The organism is endosymbiont of Riftia pachyptila (vent Ph05) (assembly GCF_000224455.1).
Classification (GTDB): Bacteria; Pseudomonadota; Gammaproteobacteria; order Chromatiales; family Chromatiaceae; genus Endoriftia; species Endoriftia persephonae.
In genome coordinates, this window is the sequence record NZ_AFOC01000010.1 from 1 (window position 1) to 24,804 (window position 24,804).

Genomic DNA, 24,804 nt, shown 5'->3' on the forward strand with positions numbered 1-24,804 from the left:
GGTGAGGCCATGCACTTTGTCTGATGGTGTTGTTGCATACATCTGAAGATATCTTCAGAGCGATTCTTGGATTGATAAAACGCATTGGTTTTGATGATATTTGCCGGATATGATGGGGAACAATCTGGATTATTCTTCATCCAATAGGAGCTAGGCCGTTGAGCGCAGAAAAGAGCACTTCCCAGCAATCCTCAATGGAGGAACTGTACGACGAGGCGGAACACTGGCAGCTTAATACCGGCGAAGAGACCATTCATGCCAAGCGCATGAAAGGCAAATGGCGCAGCTATAAATGGTATGCAAATTCCTTCTGGCTGATCCTGTTTTTGGGTCCCTATCTGCGCTGGGGAGATCGCCAGGCAGTTCTGTTTGATATTCCCAACCGCCAGTTTCATATCTTCGGCGTGACCATCCTGCCACAGGATTTCTGGATGCTCTCCCTCACGCTACTGTTCTTTGCGATTCTGCTGGCTGTAGTGACAGCTCTGGCTGGACGTATCTGGTGCGGTTTTTTCTGCTTTCAGACTGTCTGGACCGATATCTATGCCTGGATTGAAGATAAGCTGGAGGGGGCTCCTCAGAAGCGCCGTAAACTCGACAAGGCGCCCTGGAATGTCAACAAGATCCGTATCAAACTGACCAAGCACTTGCTATGGCTGGTTATCGGGTTCCTCACCGGTATCAGCTTTGTCGCCTGGTTTGTTGATGCCTTCCAACTGTGGGCGGATTTGGTGAGCTTCACTCTGGGTTCGACAGCCATCATCTCCATTGCCCTATTTACCGTGGGCACCTATGTGCTGGCAGGTTTCCTGCGTGAACAGACCTGTTTCTGGCTCTGTCCCTATGCCCGTATTCAGGCGGTAATGATCGACAATACCACGGTAGTGCCAACCTACGACTTCCATCGTGGCGAGCCCCGCGGACGCGTGAAAAAAGGTGTTTCCGAAGAGGAGCGCACGACTGGCGACTGCGTCGACTGCAACCAATGCATCGCAGTCTGTCCGACCGGTGTCGATATCCGCCATGGCCAGCAGGAGGGCTGCATCATGTGCGCGCTCTGCATTGACGCCTGTGACTCGGTGATGAAGAAGCTTGGTCGGCCAACGGGGTTGATTCGTTACGAGTCGCTGGATGCCCTGAATGGCAAGGAAAGTCGCCCGTTGCTGAAGCGTCCACGGGTCTGGGTCTACAGCATCATCATGACGGCTGCCCTGTTGGGGATAGGCTATGGCATGAGTACACTCGATGCGCTCGAGATAAAGGTGATTCACTCCCGTCAGCCGCTGTTCGTGCTGCAGAGTGATGGCTCGATCCAGAACAAATACACGCTCAAAATCCTCAACAAGATGACGGGCGACATACCGGCCAAGATCAGCATCAGTGGTATTGACGGAGCGATCCTGGTGGATGCCGACCTGGTGACAACCGCCCGGCACGGCAAGGTCACCCCGCGGACTGTCTTTGTGAGGGTGCCGAAAAAGCTGCTCAAGCAGGAGACGACACCGATCATCTTCCATGTGGAGGGGCAGCTGGGTGAAGAGCTACTGAAGGCCCAGCGAGAGAGTATCTTTATTGGTCCAAGGTACTGACTTCTATATACTAAGTAGGCTCCAGGGGCGGACCAGTGGTCCGCCCCTCTGTTTTTGGCTTAAGTGACGATTAGTGACGATATGGCAGACAAGAATTCCGCATGGCGCAGCCCCTGGGTGATCGGTTGGGTGGCGATGGTAGCCATCTTCTTCTCGATGAACCTGTTCATGATCTTCATGGCGGTGGATAACAATCCCGGCCTGGTGAATGAAGATTTTTATGAGCGTGGTCAGGATTACGAAGAGAACATGATGAAGCGGCGTGCCAATGATCCGGGCTGGCAGATGAAAATCCAGCTGCCGCGCAAGATCGATGTTGACCAGCTAATTGCTGCCCGTTTCACGGTCAAAGACAAGTCGGATCAGCCGGTGACGGTAGATCAGGTGATGTTCCACGCCTATCGTCCCTCGGATGCAGCAGAGGACTTCTCGGTACCGATGCTGCAGGTGGCGCCTGGAGTCTATGAAGCGGAACTGCGCTTTCCGTTGCTCGGCGCCTGGGACATCCTGGTCAGCGTGAAACGGGGTGAGGATGAGTTCAATACGCCCAAGCGGATCGGGGTCGGTATCGACTGGATGCCCTGAGAGTAGATGTTAGAGGGCCGGGTTTTGTCTAGCGAAACGCCTGATGGGACGATACCGGAGTCGGGTTGTTTCCACTGCGGCCTGCCGATACCGCCAGATGACGATGTGGTCGCCCGTATCGAGGACGAGCAGCAGCACTTCTGTTGTACTGGCTGCAAAGTGGTCTGTGAGGCGATCTACGAGGCTGGCCTCGAGGGCTTCTATCGACGCACCCCGGAGGACGCCAGTCTGGCGCCGCCGCCTGAACTGCCCAAAGAGCTCGCCCTCTATGATCTGGATGAGGTGCAGGAGGAGTTCGTTGGTGATCTGGGTGAACTGCGCGATATCCATTTGCTGGTGGAGGGGATCCACTGCGCCGCCTGTGTCTGGTTGATCGAACACACTCTGCGCGCCATGCCAGGGGTTGCCCATGCCAGTGTCAACCTGTCGGGAAAGCGGCTGCATCTCAAGTGGCATAACCAACAGCTGAAGCTCTCCCGCATCATCGAGCGCCTGGGGCAGATCGGCTATGCGGCGGTGCCCTACGACCCCGAAGTGGCCGAGGGCAAGCTGAAACGGCAGAATCGTAATCTGCTCTACCGCATGGCCTTTGCCGGCTTCGGCATGATGAACCTGCTATGGATCTCGATTGCGCTCTACTCAGGCGCGGACCAGGGTGAGTTTCGCGGCATGTTTCACTGGGTCGGCTTTGCCCTAGCGACACCGGTCTTGCTCTACTCAGGCCATCCGTTTTTCAAAGGCGCCTGGGCAGGTCTGAAGAACTTCCACCTCGGCATGGATCTGCCAATCGCCATCGGCGCCTCCATCACCTACCTCTACTCGGTCTATGTGACTCTTTCCGGCTCGCAGTTGGGAGATGTCTACTACGATACGGTGGTCAACTTCCTGTTTGTGATACTGGTTGGCCGCTATCTGGAGGCGATCTCAAAGCGCCAAGCGGTGGCTTCCACCCAGCGCCTGCTCGATCTGCAGCCGCGAGTGGCGACAGTGCTGCGCGATGACCAGGAGGAACTGGTGCCGATCCGCGCGGTGCAACGGGGCGAACTGGTGCTGGTGCGTCCCGGCGAGCGAATTCCGGTGGATGGTACGATCGTCGAGGGAGAGAGTGCCCTGGATGAGGCGCTGCTGACCGGCGAGTCGCTGCCGGTGGAGAAGGGGGTCGGCGCGTCGGTCTCAGCTGGTACCATCAACGGCCATGGCATGCTGAAGATTGAAGTCGAAGGCGCGCTCAAGGACACTGCGCTGGGGCGCATCATCCGTCTGGTAGAAGAGGCACAGGCCTCCAAGGCGCCGATCCAGTGTGTCGCGGACCAGATCGTGCCCTGGTTCGTGGCGGTCACCCTGGCGCTGGGCAGCGCCACCTTTCTGTGGTGGTTGCAAACCGATTTTGAGGTGGCCCTGCTGGCGGCCACCTCGGTGCTGATTATCACCTGTCCCTGCGCCTTTGGTCTGGCTACGCCGATGTCGATCGCGGTGGCATCCGGCCTAGGGGCCAAGTATGGCATCCTGGTGAAGAACGGCGAGGTGCTCGAAAGCCTCTCCAGCATCAATCATGTCGTGTTCGACAAGACCGGTACCCTCACCGAAGGGCGTATGTCGCTGGTGGCGGTTCATAGCGCAGCAGGTCGCTGGCAGATTAGCGACGATGAGTCGATGCCCGAGCCGCTCGTCGATCTGCTGCGCCAGCTGGCGGCACTGGAGCGCTACTCGGAACACCCCACGGCACAGGCGATTCTCAGCTGGGTAGAACAGCAGGGCGGCGACTACCGCAAGATTGCGGTCAACAGTTTCAAAAACCACCCAGGCATGGGGATCAGCGGCGAAGTGGCCGGGCGCGAGTTGATTGCAGGCAGTGCTGCCTGGATGGAGCGCTCAGAGGTAACGCGTCTGAGTAATTTGGATCAGGCCGAGCAGGAGTTGCAGGCCCAGGGAGTGGGGGTGATCCATCTGGCGCTGGATGGCAAAGAGCAACTGCTGATCGGCATCGAAGATCGGATCAGGCCCGACGCGCCGCAGCTGATCGCTGACCTGAAGGCGGAGGGGATGCAGCTGACCCTGCTGAGCGGTGACCGGCGCCAGACGGCGGAGGCGATCGCTGAGCGTCTGGGCGGAATGGAGGTGATCGCCGAGGTGTTGCCCGAGCAGAAGGATCAGGTGATCGCCGGACTGCAGCGGGACGGCCACAAGGTTGCGATGGTGGGGGATGGCGTCAATGATGCGCCGGCGCTGGTACGCGCCGATGTCGGCATTGCCATGGGATCGGGCACCGATGTCTCCATCGCCAGCGCCGATATCGTGTTGATGAGCAGTGAGCTGGAGAAGGTGCGGCTGGCGACCGGGTTGTCACGGCGCACTCTGCGCACCATCCGCCAGAATATCGGTATCTCGATCCTCTACAATATCATCATGGTGCCGCTGGCGATGGCGGCGGTGGTGACACCGCTGGTGGCGGCGATCTCGATGCCGATCAGTTCGCTGGCAGTGATCAGCAATGCGGCCCGCATTCGCACCCTGTTCCGCGGTGTCGACTCCCGCTAGAATTATTAGATTAACTTGGGGGTATTGGATGGAAGTTATCTATGGTTTGATTCCGGGCATGATCTTCCTCGGCCTGGTGGCGGTGGTGGTGCTATTTTGGGCCGCCCGCAGTGGGCAGTTCGATGACCTCGAGGGTGAGGCCCACCGCATCCTGATGGACGATGATGCTGACCCGAAGAAGAAACGCCGCTCCCCGGAGCGGCGTATGCCCGATGCCGAGGATCAGGACGAGGGTTGAGCGGCGTTGTTTTTGATCGATTCGATCAGCGTTTCTATCGCTGCGGGGTTGGTGTACTGCAGCACCTCTTTACCCTCCGGGTTGAGGCTGATACTCAGACCCTGCGCCGGATAGATCCAGTGCATCACCCCAGAATCACCCTCCGGGATCTGCGAGTCGGGCTCGCCAAATCGGCTGCGGATCAACGCCTCGTCCAGGTTGGTGACCGGGATGTAGTTGATCAGCTTGATCGGCAGTTGCGCCACCTGTTGCATATCCTCAAAGGCGAGATCGACCTTGCTGGTCATCTCTGTGGTGCGGGCGATGCGCGCCCCCCGTTCATAGAAGCCCTGCAGCTGACTCTCGTCGGCCTCCAATACGAACACGAAATCGGCCTTCAGGCCACTCAGTGCCATGCGTTCGAAATAGGCCTCTAGCACCGGGGCTTCGCCCTTGGAGATGAAGAGTGAGACCTTGCCTTCATCCCTGAGCAGATGACGGGCATCCGCCAGGGTGCTCTTGCCCAGGGTGAGGCCGAACACGCGGGAGTTGCCCAGCGCATCCAGGCTGATCCTCCAGGGGAGTTTTGGCTCTGCGTCAGGGGCCTTTCCTCCGGGCAGCATGACGGCCAGGCTGACGGCGACGAGAGTGGCGGCAAGGATTCCGAAGAGGATTTTTCTATCCATCTGACTCTGCTAATGGCTGGTAATTGTGGAGGCGGACGAGAGCAGATCGATGATCCCGGGTCCGCCGGCAATGGGGGATTCTACAACGCTAGGCTCGCTTTGGCTCTTGTCAATTTGCAAGGGCCGCGCCGGCGGGGATGCAGAAGTCGATGGCGTGAGATGAAATTTCCGGTTGCGATATGGTAACTTGGGTTGCCTGATCCCATTCCCCTGCTGAGTTACCTGAGCCCGATGAAATTCGAGATATCCGAAGCGGCTGCACACAAGGCGAAGATTCCCCATGAAGTCTTCCTCACCAACCTGATTGGCAACCACATCCTCTGGTTTGTCGCCTCGCTGGGGGTGGCGCGCTCCTTCTGGCAACCGGTCGCATTGGTACCCGTTGTGTCGCTCATAACGCTCTTCTATACCCTGTGGCGGGCACGCCGCTCGTGCCAGGTCGATGAGTGGTATGTGATGTGCCACTGGCAGCTGGCTGCGGCCCGTAGCCGTGTCTTTCTTGGCATGATCATGTTCGCCCTGCTGGTGTGTTTTGCGGGATGGATCGGCTACACCTACTTCGGCATGATGGAGGTGGCGGTCTATGCGGTAGTCGGAGGGGGCAGCATCCTGCCGGTGATGGTGACCGTACTGATCCTGATCATCATGGAGTCAGATGCGCTGCACCAGACCGACCAACAGAAGATGCCCCGCAGCCTGTTGCTGAAATATCCCAAGCCTGATGGTGTGGTGGCGCTCGCAGAGCCGGAGAATCAGCCAGGAACCTAACGGATGATCAGTGCGGCGGCGACCTGCCGCCCCTCGCTGACCAGGATGTTGTAGGTGCGGCAGGCTGCCGCGGTGGACATCGACTCCAGGCCGATTCCCCGCTCTACCAGCAGCCGCAGCAGCGATGGGTGGGGGAAGGCGTGGCGATCGCCGGTGCCGAGTATTACCAGCTGCGGTTCCAGGGCCACGGCTGCTGCGAAGTCATCCTCGCACAGATCTTCGAAACGCTGTGGCCGCCACTGCTCGATAATCGTCGCCGGCGTTATAATCAGGCTCTCTTCAAATGCGATCCCGTTGATCGAGATATGCCCTTTTGAATAGGCGCGTATCACGTTCTGGCCGCTGCTTATATCCTGAGTGAATTTCATGGGGCGACCATACCCGATTTTTCGGAGTGGCTGAAGCGGCTCCGACAGGGCCATCTATTTGCGGGCTGCTTCAATCTTTGCGCAACAGTGCGGTGGCCTGCTCCACCGGCATCGGCCGGCCGCATAAATAGCCCTGTATCTCGTCACAGCCTGTCTCACGAAGAAAACCTTTCTGGATCTCGTTTTCCACACCCTCTGCGATGACCTCCAGGCCCAGTCCGTGCGCCAGATAGACCGTGGCGCGGATGATCGCCTCGTCGTCGGGATCGCGTCCCACGTCATTGACGAAGGTACGGTCGATCTTGAGTCGGTTCAGCGGGAAGCGCTTGAGGTTTGCAAGTGAGGCGTGACCGGTGCCGAAGTCGTCGATGGCTAGCTGCAGGCCCAGTTGCGACATGGCCAGCAGGTTGTGGCTGGCGACACTGGCCTCTTCGATGACGGCGCTCTCGGTAATTTCGCACTCAAGTCGGCTGGCGCGGGCGCCGGTGGCTGCCAGGACCTCGGCGAGGGAGTGCCCCAGGTGATTGTGCATCAACTGGCGTCGTGAGATGTTGATGGCAAGCCTGCAATACTCCAGCTCCTCCTTATCCCATGCGGCGGCCTGCTCACAGGCGCTGTGGAACACCCATAGGCCGATCTCGTCGATCAGGCCGCTGGTTTCGGCGATGGGGATGAATTCACCGGGCGGTATCAGGCCGCGCCCAGGAGAGCGCCAGCGCACTAGGGCCTCGAGGCCGGTCAGCTGCCCATCCGAGAGTCTGAATTGAGGCTGGTATTCAAGAAACAGCTCCTCGTTGACTATTGCTCGTCGCAGCTGTCGTTCCAGACCGAATGCTGCCTGATCACGTTGGGAGATCGCATGGTTGAACAGGCGGTAGCAGTTGCGTCCAGCGTTCTTGGCCGAATACATAGTGGCGTCCGCCTGCCTGATCAACTCACTCCCGTCGTTACCGTGCAAAGGAAACAGGGTAATGCCGATGCTGGCGGTAATGTCCAGATCGTGCCCCTGTACAAAGAAGGGTGCGGAGAAGCGCTGCAGGATCTTGTCGGCGATATGTTCTGCGTCGGCCTTGGAGTCGATATCCTCGATCAGCAGGGCGAACTCGTCACCGCCGAGGCGCGCGATGGTGTCCTCCGTCCGGCACACCTCTTTCAGTCGTCCGGTTACCTGTTTGAGCAGCTCATCGCCTACTGCATGGCCAAGTGAATCGTTGATGATCTTAAAACGATCAAGGTCGAGGAACATGACAGTGCCGGCATGGCCGGTGCGGGTTGCGCGGCTGAGGGCCTGGTCGAGTCTCTCCTCGAATAGTTTGCGGTTCGCCTGGCCGGTGAGCGGATCGTGGGTGGCCATGTGCTTCAGTGCTTCGCGCGAGCGCCTGAGTTCGCTGATATCTCGCACCAGGCAGATCACGGTTTGTTTGCCGTTAACCATCAGTTCCGTGGGCATTATGCGGGCCTCGAACCAGTCGGAACCGGATGGAATGTTGAGGTTGTACTCGATGACCTGCAGGGTCTGGCTCTGCAGGGCCTTGTGGATCGTGGAGAGGAACTGCTCCGCCATTTCGGGCGGGAAGATGTCATGGATCGTCTTACCTTTAATCTCCTCCGCAGGTCGGTAGAGCAGATCATTGCGCGCGGTGAGCACCTCCAGATAGAGGCCATCCTCATCGTTGAGAAAGAGCAGATCGTGAAGCGCGCCAACAATCGCGTGCAGGCGCGTCTCGTAGGAGGATTTCTGGCGTTGGTAGAGGGCCTGCATCTCCTCCGAGGAGAGGGTGAGCGAACGCTCCAAAGTGTAGCGATCCTGGTCGGCGTCGTGATAGGCCTGGTCGATTCGGGATAATAATTCCTGCCAGGATGCGGGTTCAGGTGGCTGGTCGGGGCTCAGGCTGAGTTTGCGCAGCTGTCGTGTGAGCAGCCGGTGGAGCTCTTCGTTCACTTTTCCCAAAACAGGCTCAGGGTCATGGTCTGATTATGCAGGTCGCAGCGCCCGCTCGCCAAGGGTGATATCTCTCCATAGGAGTAGAAGCCGATCTGCTCGGTGCCTTGTGGCAGGCCGTCTAGCGAGGCCTCGATCTCCTCCTCGGTGCGCTGGCCTAGCACCAGCCTGCGCCCGACACAGCTGATTGCCACACTGAGTAGAGGGCCGCCAGGATAATCCTGTAGCGTGACGCTGTCGGCCGCGTCGGCTGCACCGTCGATCAATCGCTCAAAATTCGCTCGCATTAGGCGCACGTAGCTGCCTTGGGGGATGTCGCCGGCGAAGGTGATGGCGTTTTTGGTCTCGTCGACGGAGAGGATGGTGCGCACCGTCCAGCCATCCTCTTCCAGATCGTTACGGATCGCCAGGGGAAATAGCAGTCCAGTGGCTGGCAGGCCCGCCGCGCGTTCGCCCAGAAAGCGTTTGTAGAGTGTCAGCGCCGGTTGGCCGTCCAGAGAATAGAGCACATTGCCTTCGGCGCGGGTGACCTCGCGCTCTACGCCTAGCACATCCCATCCACCGCGTGAGCCGTGGGCGATGCCAATATGTTCGCCATACAGTCCGACCGCGACGATATGGTGGGAGCGGGGGTGCTTGTCCACCACTACCCAGGTCTTCTGGAAGCGATCGCCATCACCGGCCAGCCCGCCCGTGACGATGACCTTTTCCGGCAGGTTCTCAGAGAGTCCCTTGACGAGTTCCGAGCCGTTGACCTTCAGGCCGTCGGAGAGCACGAACACTCCCTTGAGGTCCGGTGCTGACAATGATTGCGTTAGATGTGTACCCGCCTTGAAGGAGGCATGGGTATCGTCGATTTCACGCACCGCACAGCGCAGTTTGGTATGGGTGAATCTGAGCACAGCCACGGAGAGGGTGTGATCGCTGAGCGTGGGGCCGAGGATCTCGCCCGCCGTTGAGCAGCCGATCCAGATCGCCTGCGGAAAGGCTGTGCGAAGATTATCCATGCCCGATGCCAAGGCATCGATGTCTGATGTGCCGAATAGGATCAGCCATGTCTGGTCGGAGTCCAGAGCGGGATCTAACGGCTTATCCCATCCACGGTCAGGTGAATACTGATAGGTGGAGAGTTGCATGGGAAATTCTTCTGTATGGGCCTCAATATCCCTGTCTGCGCGGCGGGAATGCGAGCATCTGCCCTGAGTGCCTGTCTCACAAAGGCGGCGTCGCTTGGTGATTCGCTAATGGAATGAAGGTATTACGGAAGGACGAAGGGGTCAAGATGCGATGACGAACTTGCGCTGGTCGGTCTGGGGTGGTGTGGCAAGTGGTCCGGCGAGGTAACAACCACAGTGAAAAATAGGGGAGGGAAGAGTTGGTGGTAGGGCAAAAAGGACAGACCATGTTTTCATTTTAAAAGCGTGGTTTGCCTCTATTCTGGCCATCAATCGAGCCTGATCTAAATGGCACTAAGTTAAACTTCTTTTGCACGAAGCTTGTATCTGGATAAGTAACGTTGCAAAGGGGGCCAGCTATTGATGGGTCATGCTAAATACCCTTAACTTAGTGCCATTTGAGTCTGGCTCCATTGATTTCTTGTTCACATTTATTTCTTCAGCATGTAAAAGCTGCGCTTGCGTCCTGTATTCTGGGAAAAGCTGCCTGCAGCACCTGTTTTATTATTTTTTCTCCAGAAATACCCTTCGTAGTATTGCTCCCATATTGCCAATAGGATTGGATTGACGCAAGAAAGTGATCTTATGATCACTATCATTACAGGATCCATTGTAGACGCGCGTCGTTGGCTCGTTGCCTATTATCGTACCACTGAAATTATTTCCGCCAGCTCCAACGATGTGAATTTCTAAATTGAAACCATTAGCAATCAGATCCCAGGTGCCAGTGCAATCAAAGGCTTGAGCGTTGGAGGCAAAAGAAAGAACGAGTAGCGAAATAATCAGTGTCTTTTTTTCATGGCCTTTCTCTTTAACTTGGATAGGAATGGATGGGTTGAGTGACAGGCTGTGCCGTCCTTTTATAATCAGGCCACAATTTCATATAATTAAAGAAACTGTGGTCTGTCCCCTAATTATGCCTAGCTAATCAATCGATTGGGCTTAAGTCAGTGCCATTCTGGTCTGTCCCCTATTGTTTTCTATGGGTTTTTTTGATTGAGTCTTTATTTGTTTGCGTACGCCGACCAGGCTGAGTAGGCCAGTGATCAGAAGGGCTAGACTTGCAGGTTCCGGCACTCCTGCCGTGTATGAGAAATAATCCCACTGGGTCACGTTCGCGCTGCCAGTGTTATTGCCAAAAACAAGCTGGCCTGGCGGAAGCCCAGTATTGCCAATTATGGGGCGCGTTAATGCAAGTAGGTCGTCAATAAATAGCTTAATTATGTCACCTTGGCCGATTATTTCATAAGTATGGAATTCAGATGTGTCGATACTAAACATGAGCTTTGTAACTTGGTTATTCTGGTAGGTGCGTGTAAAGCCTACTTCGTCAGCATAAACACCAAATATTTCATGATTGGTTTTGTCATCTATCCAGATGCCAGCGGGGTCTACATTCCATTGAGGCTCTTCTGATGCAACTAGTCGCATTCTGGTTTTGACAGTCCATCCAGCGGAGTGATCTACATTGGCAAACCAATTGCCTGGGTCTCGAAATGAATAAAAGCCTAGGGTAGGGGTGGAGATAGTTAAAATCCCGTTGTTTACAAATGAAAGGCCCTGATTTGTCGTGTCTTCAGACACAATCCACCCTTCATCTGTTGGATGTGTATTCATGTTCAAGGTTACTTGTATCGCCTGAGCTGCACCGGCAGTAAACATGAGGGCAGTGCAGATGCAGCCGCTAATTATGGTGCGTTTTGTGTTTTTCATCTGTATTTGGTCCTCTTTGTGTTGATTGGCTGGTCTGATCTGAGAGGGGCTCGATTTTCTGTAATGTAATCAGACGGCAATTATGGTTGGTTTTGTTTTAATGATTATCCAATACTATATATTGTCTTCAGTAAATGAATGGGGGCAGCCCACGGCTTCGCTAGAAGTCTGGACGCTGTGGTTTGTCCCCTATTCTTGATCAGCGAGCTTGGCTCTATTGGTCTACTGGTATTTGTGAGTGTTTTTGCGATGTCGCTTTAAAGATACAATACCGATTAATCCGGTGCCCATAAGGAAGATGCTGCTTGGCTCTGGAATCGAGTAAGTGAAGTAGTCCCATTGCGTGCGTTGGTAACTGTTTCCACCTCCATTCCCGAAAATTAAACCTGGTGTTCCTGAGCCAGGCCATGAAGGTTCATATATAAACCAGTCGTCAATAAGTAATGTCCCTTCCTTTTCAACCTGAAGATAAACCTTGTTGTCAAATATAGAGCCCATCAAGTAATAGGTGAGCCAGTCTGAGGTGTCAAAAGAGATAAGGTCAGTGGTTTCTGGATAGGTAAACTTGACTCCATCCTCAAAGAAACTAAATATCGAAAGTTGGTCAGCTTCATTGATCCAGATGAACGGGTCTCCAGAGCCCTGTTCATTTGCTAGTACACGCATGCGAGTTTCAACCCACCACCACTTATAATGATTTTGATTGACATTATTCTTCCAATCGTTTGGAGCGAAAAACTCATAATAGCTATTGCCTTTGATTTCTAGAACGTCACTGTCGTTATACGTTCCATCAGCAACAGTTATAATTTCAGCCGAACCACCCTCAGCTGCCCAGACAGACCAGCCTTCTTCGGTAGGAAGGGTATTCATGTCAAGAAACTGATAAACAGCGAAGGATGATGTTGAGTGAAGCAAGAGCGAGAGGCTTAAGTAAATTCCTGAGCAGCTCAACAGTTTTTTCATTTCCGTCCCCTAAAAATTTGTGTCAAAAGCTTGTGGCATGTTTTGTAGTCTTGGCTTGTTCAGATGACTACGAGTCTGATAGCGCAGGTACCATGCCAAAAGCAGAAGAAATTTATGCGACATATATGCTGTCTGATTAATAGGAGCTGGATCACACTTCTGGTCTTTGCGTGAAAGGAATACGGGCAAAATAATCAAACCGTGATGCGACACTACTTATGTCGTTTTCAGATGGTGTGTTGGCTGGATATTGGCGAATTGGCTGATGTGTAAAGAATTTCGACGCATCTATTGCTGGTATCGCTCCGATATTGGCTATAAATTCAACAGAAAACGCCAGGAATTGTCTGTGTGTTGACAGGAATGCATGTCCTATCAATAAGTTAGCTTACTTTGGCTGTTCCCGCTGAAAGGTGTAAAGAATCCCGACGGTAGTGTTGACTGCGTGCCCCTCAGCTTTGCTTGTTCTGAAAACTTGGGCCATCCCACCTTATATATCAGGGCATCGCGCTTCTCATGTGTTGCAGAGGTGGTGTAGAAAAATCGACATCCCGTTCGCTGGGCGCGCCTCGCCTCTATATTGGCCCCGGCCCCATGCTGCTCTGCTAATGCCCCAGCAAAATTGATCTTTCCCTGCTGCTCAGTTAATTTACCCGCCCTTGTCACCTATTAAGAGAGCAGAGGTCCCCGTGTCCACGTCCGAGATGGAAGAGTTCCCAAGAATCAAGCGCTTGCCGCCCTATGTGTTCGCTATTGTCAACGAACTCAAGGCAGCGGCGCGGGCGCGGGGCGAAGACATCATCGACTTTGGCATGGGCAACCCGGATCAGCCGACGCCACAGCATATCGTCGACAAGCTGACCGAGGTGGCGAACCGCAACGACACCCACCGCTACTCCATGTCGAAGGGCATCCCGCGACTGCGCCGGGCGATGAGCCGCTGGTACAAGAACCGCTACGACGTGGATCTCGACCCCGAGACCCAGGTGATCGCCACCATCGGTTCCAAAGAGGGGCTGGCCCATCTGGCGCTGGCCTGCGTGGGCCCGGGCGACTCGGTGCTGGTGCCCAACCCGGCTTACCCGATCCACCCCTACGGCTTCATCATCGCCGGTGCCGATGTGCGCCATGTGCCGATGCGCTCCGATGTGGACTTCTTCGAGGAGCTGCAGAAGGCGATCGAGGACTCCTGGCCGCGGCCGAAGATGCTGGTGCTCAACTTCCCCGGTAATCCCACGACCCACTGTGTCGAGCTCGACTTCTTCGAGAAGGTGGTGGCGATCGCCAAGCAGCACAATATCTGGGTGATACACGATCTGGCCTACGCCGACATCGTCTTCGACGGCTACAAGGCCCCCTCGATCCTACAGATCCCTGGTGCTGAGGATATCGCGGTCGAGTCCTACTCTCTGTCGAAGAGCTACAATATGCCGGGTTGGCGAGTCGGTTTCATGTGCGGCAACAAAACCCTGGTGGGAGCCCTGTCGCGGATCAAGTCCTACCTCGACTATGGCACTTTCACGCCGATCCAGGTGGCGGCCATCGCTGCGCTCGAGGGGCCGCAGGAGTGTGTGGAAGAGATCCGCGACATGTACCAGCGTCGTCGTGATGTGCTCTGCGAGGGGCTCTGCCACATCGGCTGGCAGGTGGAAAAACCCAAGGCGACCATGTTCGTCTGGGCGCCGATCCCTGAACCTTATAAAGAGATGGGCTCGCTGGAGTTCTCCAAGAAACTGCTTCAGGAGGCCAGGGTGGCGGTCTCGCCGGGGGTCGGTTTCGGCAGTCACGGCGACGACCATGTGCGCTTCGGCCTGATAGAGAATGAACACCGCACCCGCCAGGCGGTGCGCGGCATCCGTGACATGTTTCGTCGCGACGGTCTGATCAAATCCTGAGTCCGCTCAGGGTCGAATTGAAATTGAAGGAGAGTAAGCTTGAATCCGGTCAAAGTAGGTCTGTTGGGGTTGGGCACCGTCGGCGGCGGTACCCTGAATGTACTGACCCGCAACGCGGCAGAGATTGCGCGCCGCGTCGGACGTGGCATTCGCATCACCCACGCTGCTGCCAAGGCCTATGATGCCGACAGCTTGCTGGGGCTGGATCAGGTCGAGGTCTGCGACGACGCCTTTGCGGTGGTCGACAACCCGGAGGTGCAGATCATCGTCGAGCTGATCGGCGGCTACTCTCCGGCCAAAGAGCTGGTGCTGAAGGCGATCGAGAACGGCAAGCACGTGGTTACCGCCAACAAGGCGCTGATCGCCATGCACGGCAATGAGATCTTCGAGGCAGCGCAGCGCAAGGGCGTCACCGTGGCCTTCGAGGCGGCGGTGGCTGGTGGCATCCCGATCATCAAGGCGGTGCGTGAGGGACTGGCGGCAAACCGGATCGAGTGGCTCGCCGGCATCATCAACGGCACCGGCAACTTCATCCTCACCGAGATGCGCGACAAGGGGCGCGACTTCGATGATGTGCTGAAGGAGGCCCAGGCGCTGGGCTACGCTGAGGCCGACCCCACCTTCGACGTGGAGGGGATAGACGCGGCGCACAAGCTGGCGATTCTTGGCTCGATTGCCTTCGGCATCCCGCTCCAGTTCGACAAGACTTACACCGAGGGCATCACCCGAATTGAGCGCCAGGATGTGGAGTACGCCAACCAGTTTGGCTACCGCATCAAGCATTTGGGTATAGCCCGCAAGACCGACAAAGGCGTGGAACTGCGCGTACACCCGACCCTGATCCCGGAGCGACGCCTGATCGCCAATGTTGATGGGGTGATGAACGCGGTGCTGGTGCAGGGCGACGCGGTGGGTCCAACGCTCTACTATGGTGCCGGCGCTGGTGCAGAGCCCACCGCCTCGGCGGTGGTGGCTGATATCGTCGACATCGTACGCGCCCTCACCACCGATCCGGAGAACCGGGTGCCGCACCTGGCGTTCCAGCCCGGCGAGCTGGCCGACCTGCCGATCCTGCCGATGGAACAGGTCGAGACCGCCTACTATCTGCGCATCCAGGTGGAGGACAAACCCGGTGTGGTGGCGCGCATCGCCGGCATCCTCGGCGAGGCGGGAATCAGCATCGAGGCGATCCAGCAGAAGGAGCCGGCAGAGGGCGAGAGCCTGGTGCCGCTGGTGATGCTTAGCCACCGGGTGGTGGAGGGGCAGATGAACCAGGCGATCGCGCAGATCGAGGCCCTTGATAGCGTCAGCGGCCAGGTGATGCGGATCCGTGTTGAGCAGCTCGACGCCTGAGCGAATTAAAGCGCCAGATCAGCTGCAGTGGTCTGGCCAAACGATATTTAAAAGTATTTTAGGAGCCATCATGCCATTCAGATCCCGTTATACCGGCCTGATCGACAAGTACCGCGATCGCCTGCCAGTGCACGACGACACCCGCGTCATCTCCCTCGGTGAGGGTAACACCCCGCTGATCCGTCTCAACAACATCCCCCGCACGCTCGGCAAGGATGTGGATATCTACGTCAAGTATGAGGGGCTCAACCCCACCGGCTCGTTCAAGGATCGCGGCATGACCATGGCGGTGACCAAGGCGGTGGAGGATGGCTCTACCGCGATCATCTGTGCCTCCACGGGCAACACCTCGGCATCGGCGGCAGCCTATGCGGCACGGGCCGGCATCACCGCCTTTGTGCTGATCCCCGAGGGTAAGATCGCGATGGGCAAGCTGGCCCAGGCGATGATGTATGGCGCCGTCACCCTGCAGATCCGCGGCAACTTCGACGACGGTATGCAACTGGTGAAAGATATCGCCGAGCGTGCCCCAGTGACCATCGTCAACTCGATCAACCCGTTCCGCCTGCAGGGGCAGAAGACCGCCGCCTTCGAGATCATCGAAGAGCTGGAGTGCGCCCCCGACTACCACTGCCTGCCGGTGGGTAACGCGGGCAACATCACCGCCCACTGGATGGGCTACACGGAGTATTTCGAGCACGGCAACGTCAACAACAAGCCGACCATGGTGGGTTATCAGGCGGCTGGTTCCGCGCCCTTCATGCGTGGCGGTCCGGTGAAGGATCCGGATACCATCGCCACAGCGATCCGCATTGGTAACCCCCAGTCCTGGGACAAGGCGTGGACGGTGCAGAAGGAGTCGGGCGGCTGGTTCGATGAGTGTACCGATGAGGAGATCCTGGCGGCGCAGAAGCTGCTGGCGCAGACTGATGGCGTGTTCTGCGAGCCCGCCTCCGCCACCTCCCTAGCCGGTGCGCTGCGCGACATCAAGTCGGGCAAAATCCCCGAGGGCAGCAAGGTCGTTTGCACCCTCACTGGCAACGGCCTGAAGGATCCTGACACCGCCATCAAGCAGTCGACCTCGCCGGTGATGACCGTCGACGCGGAGCTGGAAGCGGTGAAGCGCGCGATCCTCGACAATATGGCTGACTAATCAAAACCCGTAGGAGCGCCGCTTGAGGTGCGAAGGCTGAGCCAGTCTGTTCGCGCCGCCAGCAGCGCTCCTGCCCGTTTTATCTCTATGGCGAAATCCAACGCCGAACTCCATCTGCTGATCCCCGGTCTGTTGGGGCCGATGCCGAATCTGGCCGCTTCCGGCCGGCTGCCGGCAATCCCACTGATCGAACGCCTGCTGGCCCGAGCTGACCAGGTGCCGGTGGAGGGCAGTGATTTCCCATCAACCCTGTTCGGCCTATTCGGTATCGAAGCGGAAACCGGGCATGATCTGCCCCGCGGTGCGGTGGATCTGCTGGGTGATGGCGTGGCTCCGGGGGATAGCTTCTGGATGCGCGCCGACCCGGTGCATCTGCGTCCCGATCGCGACCGGCTGCTGCTGTTTGACAATCAGCTGTTGCAGATTGAGCAGCAGGAGTCCGAGACGCTGCTGGCGCTCTTCAATCGGCACTTTGCCGACGATGGCCTTGAGCTGATCGCCCCCCACCCCGATCGCTGGTATCTCCGCCTTGTTGAGGCTCCCGATCTGCAGACCCGGTCGCTGGAGTCGGTGGTGGGGCGCAACATCGAGATGTTTCTGCCCCAGGGTGACGATGCGCGCCACTGGCGCAGGCTGCTGAACGAGATGCAGATGCTGCTGTTCAATGCGGAGCCCAACCGTCAGCGTGAGCTTGCCGGGCGGATCGCGATCAACGGACTCTGGCTGTCGGGGGGCGGGCGCCTGCCGCAGTCGCCGAAGCCGCGCTTTGCAGCTGTCTGCTCGGATGATCCGACCGCACTCGGACTGGCGCGGCTGGCAGCTGTCGATCTGCATGCCGATGAGCGGGATGGATTTATCGCCAGCGATGGGGCAACCCTGCGTACTTGGTCTGCTCTGCTTTCCCCGGTGTTGAATGCCGACCCCTATCTCTGGATCGAGGCGCTTGAGCAGTTGGAGGCGGAAGTGGCGAGTCTGCTGCGACAGGGCGAGTTCAGGCAGCTCACCATCTATCCCTGCACTGGTCGTGGCTATCGGGTCACCTCTGGCGCCATGCGTCGTTTCTGGCGTCGAGCCCAGCCGATTCTGCAACTGTTGGAGAGTAACCATCCATGAGTGATCTGATCAATGGCATCCATCATGTCAGCCTGATCGTGGCAGATACTGATACCGCACTCAGCTTCTACTCCGGTCTGCTGGGGCTGGAGTCGATCAAGGCTCGTCCTGATCTGGGCTTTCCAGGAGCCTGGCTGGCGCTGGGTGAGCAGCAGATCCATCTGCTGGAGTTGCCCAATCCCGATCCGGTCGCGGGGCGTCCCGCTCATGGTGGGCGGGATCGCCATTTGGCGCTGCAGGTCGCTGATCTCGACAGACTCAAGGCGCGGCTGGAGCCGGCCGGTGTCGCCTATACTCTGAGCCGCTCCGGACGGCGCGCACTCTTTTGCCGCGACCCCGATGGCAACGCGCTGGAGTTTGTCGAGACTCCGCTCTCTGCCTCATAACCTTCTCTTCTAAACAGGAACTCTTGAAATGCGCTATCAAGCTATTCTGCTGGGAATGCTGCTGGTCCTTGTGCTGACTGCAGTGATGATCGGCCTGGCTCTGCTGGCTGGCGCCACTCAGGCGACTGGCCCGCAACTGCTCACCGCCTCGGCGCTGTGGATCCTGGCCGGGCTCCTCTGCGCCAAGAGCAGCCGGGAGGCAGGCATGCTGCATGCACTGATCGCCGGCCTGCTCGGGGCACTGCTGATAGCCTGGCTTGTCTCTTTTATGGTAGATGCCACTGATAGTCTGTTGCTGAAATCTCTCGCCACCCGTCCCCTCTTCATGTTCGTTATCCTGGGCGGATTTTGGGGGTCGGTGGGTGGCATGATCTGGGAGATCGTGCGTGTTGTGAAGCTGAAGAAGGCGGCGAAGAGAAGCGTGCGGCGTGAGTGATCGGGTAGGAGACGGTCGCTTCAGGCGGGGCGCGACTGTACGTGCGGGTAAAAGAAACCCCCTTTCGGGGGCTATAAGTGCTGCTCAGAGGAGGGGCTAGCAAATAGGCTTTTCAGTAGCAGTTGCCGTGCTGCTATGGCAGTGCTACTCAGCTCTCTTTGTTGAAGAGATCCTAAACCTTGCTCGGAATAGCGACCGTGACAAGGGTCACAGGAAATAAATTCGCGTTGGGCGGGAGCGGGAATGGAGATCGGGTCCTGCTTCAGATTGTGACAGCTCCGGGTGCATGGTCGGTGCTTCGCTGATCATCGATCAGCTGCGGTTCATGGCTGCCGCCGGCTTGGTCGAGATCGGCATTGAGCCAAAGGATAGCTCGCGGGCGTTCATCAAGGATTGGGCGCCAGGCCGGAGCGTGGAGGAGTATGTTGTTTCGGCCAGCATTGAGGCGATCAAGCCCTGAGGTCGGCTCACTCCTCGGGTGTCTTTGGCAGCCGCTCGGCGATAGAGCGCCGTAGGCACTCCAACTGTTGCTCTTCTTGCAGGGGTTGTTTATCGCGGTCGGTGATGAAGAAGATATCCTCCACCTGAGCTCCGATGGTGGAGATCTTGGCGTGCTGCAGGCTGATGCCGCAGGCGAGGAAGGCCTGCCCGACTTCGGAGAGCAGGCCGGGTCGGTCGAGGGTGACTAGCCGCATGGTGGTGCGGTGGTGGGTCAGATCCTGGGAGAAGAAGATCCGGGTTGGGGTGTCGAAGCTCTTGTGCTGGCGCGGGATGCGGCGTTGCACTCGGAAACAGTCGGCCTCCGTCTGGCTCATGCCGAGGCGCATGCTGTCGAGGATCTCATCGGTGCGCTCACCTGGTGTGACCGGTGAGCCATCCTCTTCCAGGACCAGGAAGGAGTTGAGTGAGTAGCCCTGACTGGTGCTCATGATGCGTGCGTTGACGATAGAGAGGCCGATCTGGTCGAGCAGGGTGGTACTGAGGGCAAACAGGTTGTCCCGTTCGATGCCGTAGTAGATCACCTCGGTGCCGCCGCGATGTTCGGTCTGGCGGATCGCGATCAGTGGCAGTTCGCGCTTCGGAGTGTCGAGGATCAGGCGGCTCTGGCTGCAGATGGCGTTTACCGAATGGGTCAGGAAATATTCGGGGTTGTAGCTCTGCCAGAGCTGCTCCAGGCGCTCCTGAGAGTAGCCTTGTGCTATCAGTCCCTGGCGCGCCTCCGCCTGCTTTTCACTGATTAGCTCCTCCTGCGCCAGCGGGTTGCCGAGGCCGCGCTGCAACAGCTGTCGGGTTGATGTGTAGAGATCGCGCAGTAGGGCCTCTTTCCAGGAGTTCCAGCGTTTTGGATTGGTTGCCTGGCTGTCGGCAACGGTGAGTAGGTAGAGGTAGTCGAGCCGATTCAATTCTACCACCTGCTCGGCGAAGGCCTGGATTACCTCGGGGTCGCTGATGTCCTTGCGCTGCGCAGTCATCGACATCAGCAGGTGGCGGCGTACCAGCCAGGCCACCAGGCGGCTATCGTACTCGCTGAGGTGGTGGCGGCGACAGAATTCCAGGGCGTCCTCCTGCCCCAGCTCTGAGTGGTTGCCGCCGCGTCCCTTGGCGATGTCGTGGAACAGTGCGGCGAGATAGATCAGCTCCTGCTTGGGCAGATTCTGCTGTAATTGGCTGCAGAGCGGGTATTCATGGTTGTGGCTGGGTACCGCCAGGCGACGCAGATTGCGGATCACCATCAAGGTGTGTTCGTCCACTGTGTAGACGTGGAACAGGTCGTACTGCATGCGCCCGACAATATTGGCAAACGCCGGGATGTAGGCGGCGAGCACGCCGTAGCGGTTCATGCGTCGGAGCTGTTCGGTGATACCTTCGGGCTGGCGCAGGATCTCCATAAACAGGCTGGTGGCCTGGATATCCTGACGGAATGCGTCGTCGATCAGGTGGCAGTGGTCACGGATTAGGCGGATGGTGCGGGCGCGCACCCCTTTCAGCTCGGCATGCTGCTGCAGGGTCAGAAACAGCTCCAGCAGGGCGATCGGGGTGTGCTTGAAGATTTCGGGGCTGCTGGCCTCGAGGAAGCCGTTGCGTTGCTGGAAGCGGCGGTTCAGCTGCACCGGCTCGTCCAGCCGATTTTTCAGCAGGATCGCCTCCTGAAACAGCTGCAGCAGCATCTCATTGAGGCGGCTTAGCTCCATCACGGTGCGGTAGTAGAGCTGCATAAATTGCTCTACCGCCAGGTTGGCCGAGTCGTCGTCATAGCCGAACTCGGCGGCCAGCGCGCGCTGATGCTCGAACAGCAGACGGTCCCCGGCGCGTCCGGTGAGAGTGTGCAGGGCGAAGCGCACCCGCCAGAGGAAGTTCTGGCCCTCGATCAGGGTGTTGTACTCATCCTGGGTGAGAAATTCGTGCAGCACGAGATCCTGCAGGGTCTCGGCGCGGAAGTGGCGTTTCACCACCCAGCCGATCATCTGGATATCGCGCAGGCCGCCTGGCCCCTCTTTTATGTTGGGTTCCAGGTTGCTGACACTGTCTTCATATTTGGCGTGGCGCGCCTGCTGCTCCTTCCACTTTGCCTCGAAGAACTCGCGGCTGTTCCAGATCCGGTCGGGGCCGGTGGCCTCGCGCATCGATTCAAACAGCGCCAGAGGCCCGGTCAGCAGCCGCGACTCCATGATGTTGGTGGCGACGGTGATGTCCTGCTCCGCCTCGCGCACGCAGTCGGTGATGGTGCGCACGCTCTGACCCACCTCCAGACCGATGTCCCAGAGGGCGGTGAGAAACGCCTCCAGTGGCTCCCGCTGTTGTTCGAATTCGGCCTCGCTCTCGAGCAGCAGCATCAGGTCGATATCGGAGGCGGGGTGGAGTTCGCCCCGGCCATAGCCCCCCACTGCCACCAGCACGACCCCACTGGCGTCGCTGAAATGGTGGCGCCAGGCACGGACCAGCAACTCATCGATCAGTCGGGCACGGGCGCAGACCAGCTGATCGATCGCCACACCCTTATGATATTTTTCCTGAATTAGCGCCGTACCCTGCTTCAGAGTGGTCTGGAATTTGGCGAACGGAAAGGTGTCGGCCTGCAACGCCTGATCCAGTGGTTGAAAGTCAAATTCAATCTTGGGCATGGATGTCAGTGACCGCTGGCGAACTGGGTCTCGTTCTGGCGCAGGGTGAGTACCTCGCAGCCTTCGGGCGTGATCAGCAGGGTGTGTTCGAATTGGGCTGAGAGGCTGCGGTCGCGGGTCACTACGGTCCAGCCGTCCGGGCGCAGCTTCACATGGCGTTTGCCTGAGTTGACCATCGGTTCGATGGTGAAGCACATGCCGGGTTGCAGCACCAGGCCGGTGCCGGGGCTGCCGTAGTGCAGCACCTGCGGGTCTTCGTGAAACTCCTTGCCGATGCCGTGGCCGCAATATTCGCGTACCACCGAGTAGTTGTGCTGTTCGACGAAATCCTGGATCGCATGGCCGATGTCGCCCAGCTGGGCGCCGGGCTTGGCCTGCTGGATGCCGATCCACAGCGCCTGCTGGGTGATATCCATCAATCGTTTCGCCAACACACTACCTCCACCGACCAGGAACATCTGGCTGGTGTCGCCATGGTAGCCATCCTTGATCACGGTAATGTCGAGATTGATCAGGTCGCCCTTCTTCAGTCGTTTCTCGTTGGGTATGCCGTGGCAGACAACCTGGTTGACCGAGCTGCAAATCGATTTGGGGAAGCCCCGGTAGTTGAGCGGTGCCGGGATCGCCTGCTGCTGGTGGACGATGTAGTCGTGGCAGATCTGGTCGAGCTCTGCGGTGGTGATGCCCGGTTTCACGTACGGCTCGATCATCTCCAGGACCTCGGCGGCAAGATGGCCCGCAACGCGCATTTTTTCGATTTCCTGGGCGGTTTTGATGGTGACGCTCATGGGCTTGAATTTGGTTGGTGGTCCGGGGGATACAGCCACATGAAGCGGCGGGAGGGTTTGTCGCAGTCCGGCGGGTATGGTATAAAACGCCCCGCCGAATCGCAAACGGTTCGCATTATTGTGGTGGCAGGCGCAGATCGTGCCGCAGTCCACCAAATCCGCACATACATCGACACATGTACCGGGGTGCTCAGCAGCATTGCTGCGGGGTCGGGGCATGGGGTGTATGGAGGCCTAACCCGATACAATTAGGAGATTTATATGAGCTCTGTATCTATGCGCCAGATGCTTGAGGCTGGTGTGCACTTTGGTCATCAGACCCGCTACTGGAACCCGAAGATGAGTCCTTACATCTTCGGTCATCGCAACAAGATTCACATCGTGAATCTTGAGAAGACCCTGCCCCTCTACAACGATGCGATGAACTACATCGGTTCTCTCTCCGCCAACGGCGGCAAGATTCTGTTTGTTGGTACCAAGCGCGCTGCCCGTGATGCGGTCCGCGAAGAGGCGCAGCGCTGCGGCATGCCCTTCGTTAACCATCGCTGGTTGGGCGGCATGTTGACCAATTTTAAGACCATCAAGCAGTCGATCAAACGTCTGAAAGAGCTTGAGGCGATGTTCGAGGACGGCAGTGTCGAGCAGCGCTTTAACAAGAAGGAAGGCTTGGGCCTGAAGCGTGAGATGGAGAAGCTCGATCGCAGCATCGGCGGTATCAAAGATATGGGCGGTCTGCCCGATGCGATGTTTGTCATCGATGTGGGCAACGAGAACATTGCAGTGGCTGAAGCGCGCAAGCTCGGTATTCCGGTGGTCGGCGTGGTCGATACCAATAACGACCCAGATGACATCGATTACGTTATTCCCGGCAACGATGACGCGATCCGCGCGGTCCAACTGTTTGTGCAGGGCGCCTCTGCGGCAGTCTTGGAGGGGCGCGCCAGCGCGGCCCATGTGGCGGCATCTGGCGCTGGGGATGAGTTTGTCGAGGTCAAAGACGACAACGCGTAAACCCCGATAGCGATATTCTGCTCAGACCGGATCCGCGTGGTAGGCGCGATCCGGTCGCTTTTCGTTTGAAGTTACGAATCTACAGAGGTAGGACAGAACATGGCGATTACAGCCTCTCTGGTTAAAGAGCTGCGCGAGCGTACCGGCGCAGGCATGATGGAGTGCAAGAAGGCACTGGTTGAGACGGATGGCGATGTTGAGGCCGCGATCGAAGCGATGCGCAAGTCCGGTCAGGCGAAAGCGGCGAAGAAAGCCGGCCGAACCGCGGCTGAGGGCGTCATCGTGATCAGCTTCTCTGATGACAACAGTAGCGCGGTGATGGTTGAGGTCAACTGTGAGACCGACTTCGTCGGTAAGGACGAGAACTTCACCTCATTTGCCGACGCAGTGGCCGAGCGCGCCCTCAGCAGCGGTGCTGAGGATGTCGCCGCGCTGATGGGGCAGTCGCTGCACGAGGGCGAGGAGACCACCGTCGAACAGGCCCGCGAGGCGCTGGTGTCGAAGTTGGGTGAGAACATGAATGTGCGTCGCTTTGCCCGCCTGCAGAGCAGCAAAGGCAGCCTGGTGAGCTACCGTCACGGTGTGCGCATCGGTGTGGTGGTCGAGCTGGAGGGTGGCGACGAGGCGCTGGGTAAGGATCTGGCAATGCATATCGCCGCTACCAACCCGGTCTGCCTGGATGCCGACAGCATGCCCCAGGAGATGCTGGCGAAAGAGCGTGAGATCGTCACCGCCCAGGCACAGGAGAGCGGCAAGCCCGATAACATCGTCGAGAAGATGGTGGAGGGGCGGATGCGCAAGTATCTCGCCGAGAACACCCTGCTGGGACAGGCCTTTGTCAAGGATCCCGACCAGAGCGTGGAGAAACTGCTCAAGAGTCGAGGTGCTTCGATCATCCAGTACCAGCGTCTGGAAGTGGGCGAGGGCATCGAGAAGAAGCAGGAGAACTTCCGCGACGAAGTGATGGCCCAGGCCAAACTCTGATGCGAAATCTGGCCGC

The 24,804-nt window shown here is 57.9% G+C and carries 22 protein-coding genes; 14 read left to right on the forward strand and 8 right to left on the reverse strand.

The window, feature by feature from the left end:
• Positions 1 to 194 precede the first annotated feature (194 nt).
• The 4 genes from ccoG to ccoS all read left to right on the forward strand — a co-directional run bounded on the left by ccoG (position 195) and on the right by ccoS (position 4,950).
• The gene (ccoG, locus tag RIFP1SYM_RS02595) at positions 195 to 1,589 is read left to right on the forward strand and encodes a cytochrome c oxidase accessory protein CcoG (RefSeq protein ID WP_006475423.1); all 1,395 of its coding nucleotides are present in this window, start codon (positions 195 to 197) and stop codon (positions 1,587 to 1,589) included.
• An 81-nt stretch (positions 1,590 to 1,670) separates the two neighbouring features.
• Positions 1,671 to 2,174, forward strand: a complete 504-nt coding sequence (locus tag RIFP1SYM_RS02600) for a FixH family protein (RefSeq protein WP_039959621.1) — start codon at positions 1,671 to 1,673, stop codon at positions 2,172 to 2,174.
• A gap of 6 nt (positions 2,175 to 2,180) precedes the next feature.
• Complete coding sequence (locus RIFP1SYM_RS02605; RefSeq protein ID WP_005959091.1) at positions 2,181 to 4,712, forward strand: heavy metal translocating P-type ATPase; 2,532 nt, start codon at positions 2,181 to 2,183, stop codon at positions 4,710 to 4,712.
• 28 nt (positions 4,713 to 4,740) lie between these two features.
• A complete protein-coding gene (gene ccoS, locus RIFP1SYM_RS02610) occupies positions 4,741 to 4,950 on the forward strand; it encodes a cbb3-type cytochrome oxidase assembly protein CcoS (RefSeq protein WP_010085314.1) in 210 nt (69 codons plus the stop codon).
• Here the strand turns inward: ccoS and RIFP1SYM_RS02615 are convergent.
• A complete protein-coding gene (locus RIFP1SYM_RS02615) occupies positions 4,935 to 5,615 on the reverse strand; it encodes a hypothetical protein (RefSeq protein ID WP_005959093.1) in 681 nt (226 codons plus the stop codon). The genes ccoS and RIFP1SYM_RS02615 overlap by 16 nt on opposite strands.
• Before the next feature lie 231 nt (positions 5,616 to 5,846).
• On the opposite strand from RIFP1SYM_RS02615, the gene RIFP1SYM_RS02620 reads away from it, so the two are divergent.
• Positions 5,847 to 6,383, forward strand: a complete 537-nt coding sequence (locus RIFP1SYM_RS02620) for a hypothetical protein (RefSeq protein WP_006475420.1) — start codon at positions 5,847 to 5,849, stop codon at positions 6,381 to 6,383.
• Here the strand turns inward: RIFP1SYM_RS02620 and RIFP1SYM_RS02625 are convergent.
• The 5 genes from RIFP1SYM_RS02625 to RIFP1SYM_RS02645 all read right to left on the reverse strand — a co-directional run bounded on the left by RIFP1SYM_RS02625 (position 6,380) and on the right by RIFP1SYM_RS02645 (position 12,547).
• Positions 6,380 to 6,751 carry an Mth938-like domain-containing protein gene (locus RIFP1SYM_RS02625; RefSeq protein ID WP_006475419.1) on the reverse strand — a complete coding sequence of 124 codons (372 nt, stop codon included), beginning with the start codon at positions 6,749 to 6,751 and terminating at the stop codon, positions 6,380 to 6,382. The two genes, RIFP1SYM_RS02620 and RIFP1SYM_RS02625, sit on opposite strands and share 4 nt — an antisense overlap.
• 70 nt (positions 6,752 to 6,821) lie before the next feature.
• Positions 6,822 to 8,693 (reverse strand): putative bifunctional diguanylate cyclase/phosphodiesterase, encoded by a 1,872-nt coding sequence (locus RIFP1SYM_RS02630; RefSeq protein ID WP_240991705.1) that lies wholly within the window; start codon positions 8,691 to 8,693, stop codon positions 6,822 to 6,824.
• Positions 8,690 to 9,829, reverse strand: coding sequence for an FIST signal transduction protein (locus tag RIFP1SYM_RS02635; RefSeq protein ID WP_005959097.1), 1,140 nt, complete (start codon positions 9,827 to 9,829; stop codon positions 8,690 to 8,692). The genes RIFP1SYM_RS02630 and RIFP1SYM_RS02635 overlap by 4 nt, the downstream gene beginning before the upstream one ends.
• Before the next feature lie 981 nt (positions 9,830 to 10,810).
• Complete coding sequence (locus RIFP1SYM_RS02640; RefSeq protein ID WP_039959626.1) at positions 10,811 to 11,581, reverse strand: PEP-CTERM sorting domain-containing protein; 771 nt, start codon at positions 11,579 to 11,581, stop codon at positions 10,811 to 10,813.
• 222 nt (positions 11,582 to 11,803) lie between these two features.
• The gene (locus RIFP1SYM_RS02645; RefSeq protein ID WP_081417689.1) at positions 11,804 to 12,547 is read right to left on the reverse strand and encodes a PEP-CTERM sorting domain-containing protein; all 744 of its coding nucleotides are present in this window, start codon (positions 12,545 to 12,547) and stop codon (positions 11,804 to 11,806) included.
• Between the two features lie 704 nt (positions 12,548 to 13,251).
• Here RIFP1SYM_RS02645 and alaC point away from each other — a divergent pair.
• From alaC to RIFP1SYM_RS17800, 7 genes are all read left to right on the forward strand, one after another.
• Positions 13,252 to 14,442 carry an alanine transaminase gene (gene alaC, locus RIFP1SYM_RS02650; protein WP_006475418.1) on the forward strand — a complete coding sequence of 397 codons (1,191 nt, stop codon included), beginning with the start codon at positions 13,252 to 13,254 and terminating at the stop codon, positions 14,440 to 14,442.
• A 39-nt stretch (positions 14,443 to 14,481) separates the two neighbouring features.
• Positions 14,482 to 15,795, forward strand: a complete 1,314-nt coding sequence (locus RIFP1SYM_RS02655) for a homoserine dehydrogenase (protein WP_005959099.1) — start codon at positions 14,482 to 14,484, stop codon at positions 15,793 to 15,795.
• A 70-nt stretch (positions 15,796 to 15,865) separates the two neighbouring features.
• Positions 15,866 to 16,948 (forward strand): threonine synthase, encoded by a 1,083-nt coding sequence (gene thrC / locus RIFP1SYM_RS02660; protein ID WP_005959100.1) that lies wholly within the window; start codon positions 15,866 to 15,868, stop codon positions 16,946 to 16,948.
• Positions 16,949 to 16,975: 27 nt separating this feature from the next.
• Entirely contained in the window at positions 16,976 to 18,061 is a 1,086-nt protein-coding gene (locus RIFP1SYM_RS02665; RefSeq protein ID WP_005959101.1) for a hypothetical protein, read from the forward strand.
• Complete coding sequence (locus RIFP1SYM_RS02670; protein WP_005959102.1) at positions 18,058 to 18,447, forward strand: VOC family protein; 390 nt, start codon at positions 18,058 to 18,060, stop codon at positions 18,445 to 18,447. The genes RIFP1SYM_RS02665 and RIFP1SYM_RS02670 overlap by 4 nt, the downstream gene beginning before the upstream one ends.
• Positions 18,448 to 18,475: 28 nt before the next feature.
• A complete protein-coding gene (locus RIFP1SYM_RS02675) occupies positions 18,476 to 18,883 on the forward strand; it encodes a hypothetical protein (RefSeq protein WP_005959103.1) in 408 nt (135 codons plus the stop codon).
• A gap of 286 nt (positions 18,884 to 19,169) precedes the next feature.
• Entirely contained in the window at positions 19,170 to 19,343 is a 174-nt protein-coding gene (locus RIFP1SYM_RS17800) for a class I SAM-dependent methyltransferase (protein ID WP_005959104.1), read from the forward strand.
• Positions 19,344 to 19,350: 7 nt separating this feature from the next.
• Here the strand turns inward: RIFP1SYM_RS17800 and glnD are convergent, their stop codons facing one another.
• Both glnD and map read right to left on the reverse strand, forming a co-directional pair.
• A complete protein-coding gene (gene glnD / locus RIFP1SYM_RS02680) occupies positions 19,351 to 22,005 on the reverse strand; it encodes a [protein-PII] uridylyltransferase (RefSeq protein WP_005959105.1) in 2,655 nt (884 codons plus the stop codon).
• A 5-nt stretch (positions 22,006 to 22,010) separates the two neighbouring features.
• A complete protein-coding gene (gene map / locus RIFP1SYM_RS02685; RefSeq protein ID WP_006475415.1) occupies positions 22,011 to 22,793 on the reverse strand; it encodes a type I methionyl aminopeptidase in 783 nt (260 codons plus the stop codon).
• Between the two features lie 276 nt (positions 22,794 to 23,069).
• Here map and rpsB point away from each other — a divergent pair, with 276 nt between their 5' ends.
• Positions 23,070 to 23,804: a 30S ribosomal protein S2 gene (gene rpsB, locus RIFP1SYM_RS02690; RefSeq protein ID WP_198295043.1), complete on the forward strand. Its 735-nt coding sequence runs from the start codon at positions 23,070 to 23,072 to the stop codon at positions 23,802 to 23,804.
• A 99-nt stretch (positions 23,805 to 23,903) separates the two neighbouring features.
• Positions 23,904 to 24,788 (forward strand): translation elongation factor Ts, encoded by an 885-nt coding sequence (gene tsf, locus RIFP1SYM_RS02695; protein ID WP_005959108.1) that lies wholly within the window; start codon positions 23,904 to 23,906, stop codon positions 24,786 to 24,788.
• Positions 24,789 to 24,804 lie beyond the last annotated feature (16 nt).

Bases quoted from the DNA above. Each gene is read 5' to 3' on its own strand.
- ccoG (WP_006475423.1), top strand. From the start codon at position 195: ATGGAGGAACTGTACGACGAGGCGGAACACTGGCAGCTTAATACCGGC.
- RIFP1SYM_RS02600 (WP_039959621.1), top strand. From the start codon at position 1,671: ATGGCAGACAAGAATTCCGCATGGCGCAGCCCCTGGGTGATCGGTTGG.
- RIFP1SYM_RS02605 (WP_005959091.1), top strand. From the start codon at position 2,181: ATGTTAGAGGGCCGGGTTTTGTCTAGCGAAACGCCTGATGGGACGATA.
- ccoS (WP_010085314.1), top strand. From the start codon at position 4,741: ATGGAAGTTATCTATGGTTTGATTCCGGGCATGATCTTCCTCGGCCTG.
- RIFP1SYM_RS02615 (WP_005959093.1), bottom strand. From the start codon at position 5,615: ATGGATAGAAAAATCCTCTTCGGAATCCTTGCCGCCACTCTCGTCGCC.
- RIFP1SYM_RS02620 (WP_006475420.1), top strand. From the start codon at position 5,847: ATGAAATTCGAGATATCCGAAGCGGCTGCACACAAGGCGAAGATTCCC.
- RIFP1SYM_RS02625 (WP_006475419.1), bottom strand. From the start codon at position 6,751: ATGAAATTCACTCAGGATATAAGCAGCGGCCAGAACGTGATACGCGCC.
- RIFP1SYM_RS02635 (WP_005959097.1), bottom strand. From the start codon at position 9,829: ATGCAACTCTCCACCTATCAGTATTCACCTGACCGTGGATGGGATAAG.
- RIFP1SYM_RS02640 (WP_039959626.1), bottom strand. From the start codon at position 11,581: ATGAAAAACACAAAACGCACCATAATTAGCGGCTGCATCTGCACTGCC.
- RIFP1SYM_RS02645 (WP_081417689.1), bottom strand. From the start codon at position 12,547: ATGAAAAAACTGTTGAGCTGCTCAGGAATTTACTTAAGCCTCTCGCTC.
- alaC (WP_006475418.1), top strand. From the start codon at position 13,252: ATGGAAGAGTTCCCAAGAATCAAGCGCTTGCCGCCCTATGTGTTCGCT.
- thrC (WP_005959100.1), top strand. From the start codon at position 15,866: ATGCCATTCAGATCCCGTTATACCGGCCTGATCGACAAGTACCGCGAT.
- RIFP1SYM_RS02670 (WP_005959102.1), top strand. From the start codon at position 18,058: ATGAGTGATCTGATCAATGGCATCCATCATGTCAGCCTGATCGTGGCA.
- RIFP1SYM_RS02675 (WP_005959103.1), top strand. From the start codon at position 18,476: ATGCGCTATCAAGCTATTCTGCTGGGAATGCTGCTGGTCCTTGTGCTG.
- RIFP1SYM_RS17800 (WP_005959104.1), top strand. From the start codon at position 19,170: ATGGTCGGTGCTTCGCTGATCATCGATCAGCTGCGGTTCATGGCTGCC.
- glnD (WP_005959105.1), bottom strand. From the start codon at position 22,005: ATGCCCAAGATTGAATTTGACTTTCAACCACTGGATCAGGCGTTGCAG.
- map (WP_006475415.1), bottom strand. From the start codon at position 22,793: ATGAGCGTCACCATCAAAACCGCCCAGGAAATCGAAAAAATGCGCGTT.
- rpsB (WP_198295043.1), top strand. From the start codon at position 23,070: ATGCGCCAGATGCTTGAGGCTGGTGTGCACTTTGGTCATCAGACCCGC.
- tsf (WP_005959108.1), top strand. From the start codon at position 23,904: ATGGCGATTACAGCCTCTCTGGTTAAAGAGCTGCGCGAGCGTACCGGC.